The following is a 341-nucleotide window of genomic DNA, read 5'->3' as shown; positions in this document are numbered from 1 at the left end:
CGTTTAAAAGACTTTTGTTACCACAAAACCTCTCGGTTTTGACATAAAAAAAGACCAACCATATCGGCTGATCTTTTAGTTTGCCTAGCGACGTCCTACTCTCACAGGGACAAAGTCCCAACTACCATCGGCGCTGAAGAGCTTAACTTCCGTGTTCGGTATGGGAACGGGTGTGACCTCTTCGCTATCGCCACTAGACTATGTGAAGGATTCATTCCTTCAAAACTAGATAACGCTCCAACATTCATAAAGTTATTTGTCTAGCTCCGGCTCCTAGCCTCTCGAGGTCGCTTCACTTCTTCTGTCAAAGTCTATCGACTTTTCGGTCAGAAGTGCCAGCA

At 45.5% G+C, this 341-nt stretch carries 1 rRNA gene; it reads right to left on the bottom strand.

Going from position 1 to position 341, the window contains the following annotated elements:
* Positions 1-82: 82 nt before the first annotated feature.
* Positions 83-198, bottom strand: a 5S ribosomal RNA gene (rrf, locus tag BTHG_RS23875).
* Positions 199-341: the final 143 nt, after the last annotated feature.

The organism is Bacillus timonensis, assembly GCF_000285535.1.
Classification (GTDB): domain Bacteria; phylum Bacillota; class Bacilli; order Bacillales; family Bacillaceae_L; genus Ferdinandcohnia; species Ferdinandcohnia timonensis.
This window is presented reverse-complemented; position numbering and strand designations above follow the sequence as displayed.